This is a genomic window from Flavonifractor sp. An112, from assembly GCF_904377885.1.
GTDB classification, from domain to species: domain Bacteria; phylum Bacillota; class Clostridia; order Oscillospirales; family Oscillospiraceae; genus Flavonifractor; species Flavonifractor avicola.
Map to the genome: position 1 here is coordinate 1 of NZ_CAJFGT010000090.1, position 9584 is coordinate 9584.

The 9584-nt window shown below is 63.4% G+C and carries 8 protein-coding genes; 5 read left to right on the forward strand and 3 right to left on the reverse strand.

The features are described from left to right. The coding region (locus tag IHN22_RS11470; RefSeq protein ID WP_191435468.1) for an S-layer homology domain-containing protein at positions 1–273 on the forward strand (273 nt) is incomplete at its 5' end. 218 nt (positions 274–491) lie between these two features. After that, positions 492–1424 carry a phosphate acyltransferase gene (locus IHN22_RS11475; protein ID WP_191435470.1) on the forward strand — a complete coding sequence of 311 codons (933 nt, stop codon included), beginning with the start codon at positions 492–494 and terminating at the stop codon, positions 1422–1424. Positions 1425–1843: 419 nt separating this feature from the next. Here IHN22_RS11475 and IHN22_RS11480 read toward each other — a convergent pair whose 3' ends face one another. From IHN22_RS11480 to IHN22_RS11490, 3 genes are read right to left on the reverse strand one after another with little or no spacing between them, the layout of a single operon-like run. After that, positions 1844–3595: an NADH-dependent [FeFe] hydrogenase, group A6 gene (locus tag IHN22_RS11480; RefSeq protein WP_191435472.1), complete on the reverse strand. Its 1752-nt coding sequence runs from the start codon at positions 3593–3595 to the stop codon at positions 1844–1846. After that, a complete protein-coding gene (locus IHN22_RS11485; RefSeq protein ID WP_191435473.1) occupies positions 3592–4857 on the reverse strand; it encodes a complex I 51 kDa subunit family protein in 1266 nt (421 codons plus the stop codon). The genes IHN22_RS11480 and IHN22_RS11485 overlap by 4 nt, the downstream gene beginning before the upstream one ends. A gap of 12 nt (positions 4858–4869) precedes the next feature. Further along, positions 4870–5370: a complex I 24 kDa subunit family protein gene (locus IHN22_RS11490; RefSeq protein ID WP_087187335.1), complete on the reverse strand. Its 501-nt coding sequence runs from the start codon at positions 5368–5370 to the stop codon at positions 4870–4872. Between the two features lie 287 nt (positions 5371–5657). On the opposite strand from IHN22_RS11490, the gene IHN22_RS11495 reads away from it, so the two are divergent. The 3 genes from IHN22_RS11495 to IHN22_RS11505 are packed head-to-tail and all read left to right on the forward strand — an operon-like array spanning position 5658 to position 9374. Then, the gene (locus IHN22_RS11495) at positions 5658–7175 is read left to right on the forward strand and encodes a spore germination protein (RefSeq protein ID WP_087391375.1); all 1518 of its coding nucleotides are present in this window, start codon (positions 5658–5660) and stop codon (positions 7173–7175) included. After that, positions 7172–8254, forward strand: coding sequence for a Ger(x)C family spore germination C-terminal domain-containing protein (locus IHN22_RS11500; RefSeq protein WP_300986542.1), 1083 nt, complete (start codon positions 7172–7174; stop codon positions 8252–8254). Before IHN22_RS11495 ends, IHN22_RS11500 begins: the two co-directional genes overlap by 4 nt. Before the next feature lie 34 nt (positions 8255–8288). Further along, a complete protein-coding gene (locus IHN22_RS11505; protein ID WP_191435475.1) occupies positions 8289–9374 on the forward strand; it encodes a GerAB/ArcD/ProY family transporter in 1086 nt (361 codons plus the stop codon). The last annotated feature ends 210 nt before the right edge of the window (positions 9375–9584 follow it).

Consider the following 9584-nt stretch of genomic DNA (forward strand, 5'->3'; position numbering starts at 1 on the left):
GCCCCCGATGACACCGTGACCCGTGAGCAGCTGGCCACCATCCTGTACCGCTATGCCGAGTACAAGGAGTACGATGTGTCCGCCAAGGGCGACCTGACCACCTTCGCTGACGGCAGCACCGTGTCCACCTGGGCGGCCGACGGCATGACCTGGGCGGTTGGCGCCCAGCTCATCACCGGCAAGGACGGCGGCAAGCTGGATCCCACCGGCACCGCCACCCGCGCTGAGGTTGCCACCATCCTTATGCGCTTCTGCGAGAACGTGGCAAAGTAAGAAGCAATACTATCCGGACCGCCGCGGGAAATCCTCCCGCGGCGGTCTTTTTGTGCACGGCACGGAAACACCGGAGAAAGAAGGGGCGCTTGCCCCGCTATAAGGGGAAATATTGTTCCGATTCCTATGGAAATACCTTGTATTCTCCGAAACTATCCGGTATAATAATAGAACAAACGCCGCTGCGCGGCATCAATGGAAAGGTGAGGGATCATCCCATGGAATTGAAGAATTTTGACAATATCATCAGCCGTGTTCCCAAGCTGAATGCTCCTCTGCGCGTGGTCCTGGCCGGTTCTGACGGCGAGAATATGCTCCGCGGCCTGTTCCAGGCTCAGAAGGAGGGGTTTGTGCAGCCCGTGCTGGTGGGCGACCGGGCCCGTACCATGGTGCAGCTGGAGAAGCTGGGCCTGGACAAGGAGCCCTACACCATGGTGGACACCGCTCCCGGCCACAATGTGACCCAGGCCGCCATCGACGTGATCCACTGCGGCGAGGGCGACATCCTCATGCGCGGCAATATGCCCACCCGCGACTTCCTGATGCCCGTGCTGGACAAGAAGAACGGCCTGCGGACCGAGCGCCTCATGAGCCATGTGTCTCTGGCCTCCATCCCCGAGTATCCCAAGCTGCTGGCTCTGTCCGACATGACCATCATCGTCAGCCCCAACCCCAGCCAGAAGAAGGCCATCATCAAGAACACCGCCGACGCGCTCAAGGCCTTCGGCTATGAGAATCCCAAGCTGGCTCTGATGGCTCTGGTGGAGAACGTCAACTTCCATATGCCCGACACCATTGAGGCCCAGCGCCTGGTGAGCGAGCAGAAGCAGCACCCCTTCGCCGACTGCGAGCTGTGGGGCCCCATCTCCTACGACCTCATCATCTCCAAGGAGGCCTGCCGCCTGAAGAACTACGACTGCCCCTGGTCCGGCGGCGGCTTCGACGGCATCATCGCTCAGGACCTGATCGCCGGCAACATCCTGGTGAAGAGCTGGCTCATCCACGCTCACGCCACCACCTGCGGCGCCGTGGTGGGCGCCAAGGTGCCCATCGCTCTGACCTCCCGCTCCGCCAAGGCGGAGGAGAGCTTCCTGTCCCTGGTGTTCTGCGCCGTCCTCAACGAGTGGCGCAAGACCCAGCAGGGCAAGTAATTTCCTTACATACGGCACAAAAGGCCGGCGCGTCAGCGCCGGCCTTTCTGCGTGGATGGGGGATACGGCGGGCGGCCATAAAGGCCGCCCCTACAGGGTGAAGCACAAAAAGGGCCTGCTGCAAAATAGAATACAGCTGTCATTCTGAGCCCCAGCGGGGCGAAGAATCTTCCTGTGGCAGACAAACTGGCAGAAAAGATCCGACCCTGACGCTCAGGATGACAAAATGGGGACCTGCTGCAAACTGCGCAGCCGGTACAAAGACCCGTCATTCCGAGAAAAACGGCCGCCCGGTGGGCGGCCGTTTTTCGTGGGAATCCGCCCCTTTTGCCGGGGAAACGGATTGCCACGCCAGTGTGCGCACTGGCTCGCAATGACAGGCTTGTGTAAGACAGCGGTTTTGCAGCAGACCCTTCTGCTTACTTCAGGTGAGAGAAGTCGTGCTTCTTGGGACGGGCGTGATAGTGGGTGTGGAGCAGCTCGTGAGAGCGGTGGGACAGAGGCGCGCCGAAGAACTCCTCATAGATGGTCTTGATCTCCGGGTTCTCATGGCTCTTACGCAGAGGCAGGGACCGGTCGATCTCGTACAGGGCCTTGATGCGGGCGTCCCGGACGGCGTTGTTGGTGCCGATGGGCTGACCGCCGCCGCCGATGCAGCCGCCGGGGCAGGCCATGATCTCGATGAAGATATAGTCGGCCTCGCCGCTCTCCACCCGGCGGATGATCTCCTCGGCGTTCTTCAGGCCGTTGGCGATGGCCACCTTCAGCGGGGTGCCGTTGAGGTCGATGGTGGCCTCCTTGATGGCGTTGACATCGTTGCGGACCGACTCGAACTCCAGGCGGGGCAGAGTCTGGCCGGTGTACACCTCGTAGGCGGTACGCAGGGCGGCTTCCATCACGCCGCCGGTGGCGCCGAAGATGGCGCCGGCGCCGGAGCCGATGCCCAGGGGGGAGTCGAACTCGCTCTCGGGCAGCACGGACAGGTCCAGGCCCTCGTAGCGGATCAGCTTGGCCAGCTCACGGGTGGTGAGGACATAGTCCACGTCCCGGTAGCCGTCCCGGCCCAGCTCAGGACGGGAGGCCTCGTACTTCTTGGCGGTACAGGGCATGACGGACACGGACACGATGTCGTGGGGGTCCCAGCCCATCTTCTGGGCATAGTAGGTCTTGACCACGGCGCCGAACATACCCTGGGGGCTCTTGGCGGTGGACAGGTTGTCGCACAGCTCGGGGTGATGCTTCTCCATGTAGGTGACCCAGCCGGGGGAACAGGAGGTGATCATGGGCAGCTTGCCGCCGTTCTTGATGCGGTCCAGCAGCTCGCTGCCTTCCTCCATGATGGTCAGGTCGGCGGTGAAGTTGGTGTCGAACACCTTGTCAAAGCCCATCATCTTCAGGGCGGTGACCATCTTGCCGGTGACGATGGCGCCGGGCTCCAGGCCGAACTCGTCGCCCAGGCCCACGCGGACGGAGGGAGCCACCTGGACCACAACGTGCTTGCGGGGGTCCTGAATGGCGCGGACCACATCGTTGGTGTTGTCCACCTCCACGATGGCGCCCACCGGGCACACCAGGGAGCACTGGCCGCACAGGACGCAGTCGGTCTGGTCCATGGGCAGGTCAAAGGCGGTGGTGATCTTGAAGTCGCCGGAGCGGTTGGCGGCGGTGAGGGCGGCGCAGCCCTGGACCTCGGCGCACACCTTTACGCAGCGGCCGCACTTGACGCACTTGGAGGGGTCGCGGACGATGGAGGGATTGTCGATGCGCAGGGGCTCGTTGGAGGAGATGTCGGGCAGCTCGGGCAGCAGGCGGTTGAACCGGCGGCACAGCTTCTGCAGCTCGCAGTTGCCGTTGCGGGCGCAGGAGAGGCAGTTCTGCTTGTGGTCGGCCAGAATCAGGTCCAGCACGCCAACCTGGGCGTCGTACACCTTCTTGGTGTCGGTAAAGACCTCCATGCCCTCCCACACCACGGTGGAGCAGGCGGCCAGCAGCTTGCGCTGGCCGGTGACCTCCACCATACACATCCGGCAGTGGGCCTTGATGGTCTGGTCGGGGTGATAGCACAGATGGGGAATGTCAATGTTCAGCATCTTGGCCGCCTCGATGATGCGGGTGCCGGCGGGCACCTCCAGCGGCATATGGTTAATGGTAAGATGTACCGTATTGCTCATCGGACCGCGACCTCCTCTTTGACGGCAAAGACTTCAGGGAAGCGCTTCATGGCGGACAGCAGGGCGGATTGCGCCGTCTCGCCCAGGCCGCACAGGGAAGCGCAGGACATGATGTCGGCGAACTTCTTCAGGGTGTCCACATCCTTCTGGGTGTGCTCGCCGGCGGCCACCTTATCCAGCAGCATGGCGATGTGGCGGTTGCCCTCCCGGCAGGGGGTGCACTGGCCGCAGCTCTCGTGGGAGAAGAACTCCTGGGTCATCCGCAGGAAGCCGATGACGCTGGTGCGCTCGTCCACCACCAGCACGGCGCCCGAGCCGATGGCAGTCAGGTCGGCCTGCCGCATTCCCTTGTAGGTGTAGGGGGTGTCCAGCTGGGAGGGAGCGCAGATCCGGCCGGAAGCGCCGCCCAGCTGCACCAGGCGCAGGGGATACTCGGGGTTCTCCATACCGCCGGCCAGGTCGTAGATGATCTCCCGGATGGTGATGCCGAAGGGCACCTCAAACACGCCGGGGTTCTTCACGTTGCCGGAGACCGAGATCATCTTGGTGCCGGGGCAGTCCTCGGTGCCCTGGCTCTTGTAGTAGCCCTCGTCGTCCAGCAGCAGGGGGGGCACCAGGGAGAGGGACTCCACGTTGTTGACGCAGGTGGGCAGGTGGAACACGCCGCACTGCTTGATGAAGGGGGGCTTCATACGGGGACGGCCCGCCTTGCCCTCGACGGACTCGGCCAGAGCGGAGCCCTCGCCGCAGACGTATGCGCCGGCGCCGGAGTAGAGGTGGATGCGGTAGTTCAGGCCGGAGCCCAGGATATCGTCGCCCAGGTAGCCGGCCTCCTCGCACTGGGCGATGGCGGACAGCAGGCGGGGACGCAGGTGGGAATACTCCTCACGCATATAGATGTAGCCGTTGTCGGCCCCCACGGACCAGCCGGCAATGATCATGCCCTCCAGCAGCTGGAAGGGATCGTTGGTGAGCAGCTCACGGTCCTTGAAGGTGCCGGGCTCGCCCTCGTCGGCGTTGCACACCACGCACTTGTGCTCGCCCTTGACCTCACGGGCCTGGCGCCACTTCTTGCCCATGTCATAGGCGGCGCCGCCCCGGCCCTGAACGCCGTTGGCGGCCAGCACGTCGGCGATCTCGTTGCCGTCCATCTTCAGGGCCTTCCGCAGGGCGGTGAAGCCGCCGATGGACTCGTAGCTCTTCAGGCTGTCCGGATCGTACTTCCCGAAGTTACGGGTGATAAAACAGACTTTCTTGCTCATACCGGCACCCCCTTAATTGAGCTGCTGGAGCATATCCAGGATACGCTCCTCGCTGTCCAGATGGCCGTACACCACGCCGTTGACCCGCACGGCGGGGGACACGTCGCAGGCCCCGAAGCAGGGGACCTTCTCGATGGAAAAGCGGCCGTCGTAGGTGACCTCGCCCACCTCCAGGTTGAGCAGGCGCTTGAGGGTCTCCACCAGAGTGTCGCTGTCCTTCACCCGGCAGGGGGCGGAGTTGCACACCTCCAGAGTGAACTTGGCCCGGGGCTTGGAATGGAGCGCGGTGTAGAAGGAGATGACATCGTAGACCTGAGTGGGCTTGACGCCCAGCTTCTCGGCCACATAGTAGGCGGCGGACTCAGGGATGTAGTGCCGCTCCACGGCGGCCTCCACGTCCAGCAGGATACCCACCAGCTGGGTGGCGTCCCCGTTGTGGGCGGAGATGATGCCGTCGATCTTGTCCGCCAGCTCCTTGTCTAGAACGTCGGCGGCTTGGGTAAAGGGCTTCATAGGGGCTCCTCCTCTTTGTTAGAATTGCTCCACCGGAGCGGCGGGATACTTACCGGAAGGTGACTAGTTTACCAGATGAACCGGGGAGTTTTTTCAAGTATATCAATTCTTTTGGAAAATTGCAACAGTTACCTTCAAGTTTGTATAACAAGGCGAAAACAGGGCAGTATAAAAAAGTTCAATTCGTCAAATTCACCCAAACAGGGCCGTGGGACTGTAAAAAAGAGCTCTGAATGGGGAAACGCAGAGAGCGTTGATGCGCACATTCAGACAAAGGAGGACTTGCCATGGCCCATGATCGCTCCGACGGACAGACCCATCCCCACCCCCGGCAGGAGCCCCGCTATCCGGGGGCCATCACCCTGGCCCGGCTGGAGGAGATCTTCCGGGACTGTGTGGATTTCATCCACCGGACGGTGTGGGTGGGGGAGGACCCCAGGCACAGTTTGACCCTGTGCTACCTCAGCGGTATGGTGCGGATGGAGCGCATCAGCGACTATCTGCTGCGGCCCATGGCCCAGGACCCGGAGCTGGCCCGGTGCGCCGGAACAACCCCCATGATGGAGCGGATGCGCCAGGGGGCCCTGTACAACCTGACGGTGGAGGAGCGGGACCGGCTGGACCAGGTGGTCTTTGACCTGGTGGCCGGATGGTGCGTGTTCCTGTTTCCCGGGGAAAGCACGGTGCTGTCCTGCTTTGTGGGTACCGAGGAGAAGCGGTCTGTGTCCGCTCCCGACAACGAGACGGTGCTCAAGGGGTCCAAGGACGCCTTTGTGGAGAGCGTGCGTACCAACACCAGCATTGTCCGCCGCCATTTGAAGGCCCCGGAGCTGCGGATTCAGGAGCAGATCGTGGGCCGCCAGTCGGCCACGCTGGTGGATATCCTATATATAGAGGGAATCACCAATCCCCATCTGGTGGAGCAGGTGACGGCCCAGCTGCGGGACATCGACATTGACGGGGTGTTTTCCACCGGAGCCATTGAGGAGTATATCGTGCCCGCCGCCCACACCCCCTTTCCCCTCATCCAGTACACCGAGCGGTCCGACCGGTTCTGCGCCGGGCTGGCCCAGGGTCGGGTGGGCATCCTCATTGACGGCATCCCGCTGGGCTATCTGGCCCCGGCAGTGCTGGGCAACTTCTTGCAGGCCCCCCAGGACAAGTCCTCCAACTGGCTGCTGGCCACCGCCCTGACGGTGCTGCGCTACTTCTGTATGCTCACCACCCTGCTGCTGCCCGCCCTCTATATCGCCATGGTCACCTTCCATCAGGAGATGATCCCAACCCGACTGGCCCTGTCCATCATTGCGGCCAAGCAGAACGTGCCCTTCCGCTCCGCCTTTGAGGTCATCGTCCTGCTCATTGCCTTTGAGATCCTGCAGGAGGCGGGCCTGCGGCTGCCCCAGTCCATTGGACAGACGGTTTCCATTATCGGTGGTCTGGTGGTGGGCTCGGCGGCGGTGGAGGCCAAGATCGTCTCCCCGGCGGTGCTTATTGTGGTGGCGGTGGCGGGTATCGCCGGGTACACCATGCCCTCCCAGGAGCTGGGAGGCGCCCTGCGGATCTGGCGGTTTGTGCTGGTGCTGCTGTCCAGCGCGGCGGGGCTCTTCGGCACCGTTATGGGTGCGGCAGTACTCATCGTCCATCTGGCGGGTATCGAGAGCTTCGGGGTGCCCTATCTCACCCCCTTTGCGGTGGGTACCGGCCGCAGGCCCCGGGAGCACGTGCTGCTGCGGCGGCCCATGCCCCAGATCAAGGACCGGCCTGCCGCCCTCAAGCCCAGGAACAGGAGGAAGCAGCGGTGAAAAAACGACTTGTTTTGCTGGTGCTGCTCCTTATGCTCCCCCTCACCGGCTGCCGCCGGTACTCCGGTTTTCTGCCATACGCCCGGGAGATCGAGGACATGGAGCTGATCCGCACCCTGGGAGTGGATACGGCTGGGGATGCCGGGGTGGCCATCACCGCCTCCGGCGGCACCTCTCAGGAGGAGACTGAGGTTGTGGCCGGGGAAGCGGGTACCATCAGCGCCGCCGTGCTGGAGCTCCAGGGGGAGGGGTCCTCCTACCTCTATTTCGGCCACGTCACTCAGCTGCTGCTGGGGGAGGGACTGGCCAAACGGGGGGTCATGCCCTCTCTGGACTATGTGCTGCGGGATGTGGAGATGCGCCTGGAGACCGCCCTCTATGTGGTGCGCAATGGCACGGCGGGTCAGGCCATTGAGGCTGCCGCCGCCGACGGCTCTGCCACCGACCGGCTGGAGGCCCTGGCCGACGACGCCGGGCTCACCGCCAACTCCATGCCCCGGACGGTGAAGGACGTGCTGGCCGAGCTGGACCGGCAGGGGGCCTCCTTTCTGCCGGCAGTGCTGGCGGACGGCGGGCTGACCGCCGCCGGTTACGGCATCCTGAAGGATGGGGTGCTGGTGGGCTGGGCGGAGGGAGACGCCGCCCTGGGGGTCAATCTGATCTTCGGCAAGGTGGACGCCGACGTGGTGGAGGTACAGGCCCCCGACGGCACCGCCGCCGCCCTGCGTGTGGTGGGTGCCGCCGCCTCGGTGCGGCCCATCTGGCAGGGGGACACTCTGGTTGGGTTAAAGGTCCACTGTAAGGTGGACGCTAATCTGGCGGAGGGGAGCGCCATGCCCGACCAGGCCACCCTGGATGCCCTGGAGGCGGAGCTGGCTCAGGTGGAGGCGGAGCGGATGGCCCGGGCGCTGGAGCTGTCCCGGGTGCTGGACGCCGACTATCTGGGGCTGCGCCAATCCGCCGCCTTTGCCGTGCCCTGGCACAAGGAGGTGCTGCTGGGCAGCTATTCCATGAAAGACCTGAAGCTGGAGGCCACCGCCGAGGCGATAATCCAGCGCAGTTACCACGCTGACGGGTAATGACGATTCACTATTATATGTAGGAGGTGACACCATGCCGGACGACCGCATCTCGCTGCGGCAGCTGCTGACTCTGACCTTTGCCGCCCTGCTGTCTCCCGCCATTCAGCTGCTGCCCGGCAGCACCGCCCGGCAGGCGGGGGTAGGGGGCTGGCTGGCCACCCTTATGGCGCTGCCGGTGCTGCTGGGACTGTGCTGGCTGCTTTGGCGGCTGTTCAGGGGCGGCCCGGACAGGGGTGGTCTGCCCAATACCGCCCAACAGCTGCTGGGTCCTGCCCTGGGGCGGGTGTTCTGCCTGCTCTATTTTCTGTGGGGCCTGTATCTGCTGGCGGCCAACGCCCGGCAGGTGGCCCTGCGCTTTCTCACCATCAGCTACCGCAACGCCCCTATGGTGCTCTTTCTGCTGGCCCTGTTGGGGGCGACCTTCTGGCTGGTCCGCAAGCCGGTGCGGGCTTTGGCCCGAGCGGGAGAGGTGTTCTTCCTCACTCTGGCCGCCGGGCTGGCCCTGCCCCTGCTGCTGGGAGCCTTTCAGGTGGATACTGCCAATCTGCTGCCCGTGTGGGTGGAGGACCTGCCCGCAGTGGGCTCTGCCACCCTGCCGGTGCTGGGATTGCTGGGCTATGTGGTCTTTGCCCCCTGCCTGGGGGGCCATGTGGTGCCAGAGGAGGGCAGCCGGAGAAAGATCCTGCGCTGGGCGGTGGGCCTGTGCCTCACCCTCACCGCCTTGCAGGTGGTCTGCCTGGGCAACTTTGGGCCTGGCCTGGCCGGGCGTATGGATACCCCCTTCTTTATGATGGTAAAAGGCATTGGCTTTGAGGGCACCTTCCAGCGGATGGAGTCGGTGATCATTGCCCTGTGGGTACTGGCCGACCTGGCTCTGTTGTCTCTGTTGGCTTGTGCCTGTTCGGAACTGGCCCAGAAAGGGTTTGCGATTCAGAAAAGAAGCACCGCTGTGCTGCCCATCATTCTGGCGGCTGCGGCAGGAGCCATCTGGCTCTTTCCCGACGCCTTTGCCCTGGATCGGGCTTTGGGAGGGCCGGTGCTGTGGGGGAGTATCCTCTTTGGATTGGGCGGTCCGCTGCTGCTGTTTGTGATCTCTCTGTTCCGCAAGAGAGAGTAGGGGGGGCATCTTGTGGGTAAGGCTCTGATTTTCTACTATATATAGGTAGTGTTTGGAGCGGCGCAAAAAGTCGAAAGAAAAGTGAAAAAAGGTGTTGACAAATGGCACCGTGAGTGATATTCTATCTGAGCGCCTTGCGAGAGGGCATGAAAATCTGACCAAAATCGGAAGAAACCGAGGGGAACCTGGACGGCCTTGCGGAAAGAGATC

Excerpts from the sequence above, each read along its gene's own strand:
- IHN22_RS11475 (WP_191435470.1), top strand. The coding sequence starts at position 492 with ATGGAATTGAAGAATTTTGACAATATCATCAGCCGTGTTCCCAAGCTG.
- IHN22_RS11480 (WP_191435472.1), bottom strand. The coding sequence starts at position 3,595 with ATGAGCAATACGGTACATCTTACCATTAACCATATGCCGCTGGAGGTG.
- IHN22_RS11485 (WP_191435473.1), bottom strand. The coding sequence starts at position 4,857 with ATGAGCAAGAAAGTCTGTTTTATCACCCGTAACTTCGGGAAGTACGAT.
- IHN22_RS11490 (WP_087187335.1), bottom strand. The coding sequence starts at position 5,370 with ATGAAGCCCTTTACCCAAGCCGCCGACGTTCTAGACAAGGAGCTGGCG.
- IHN22_RS11495 (WP_087391375.1), top strand. The coding sequence starts at position 5,658 with ATGGCCCATGATCGCTCCGACGGACAGACCCATCCCCACCCCCGGCAG.
- IHN22_RS11505 (WP_191435475.1), top strand. The coding sequence starts at position 8,289 with ATGCCGGACGACCGCATCTCGCTGCGGCAGCTGCTGACTCTGACCTTT.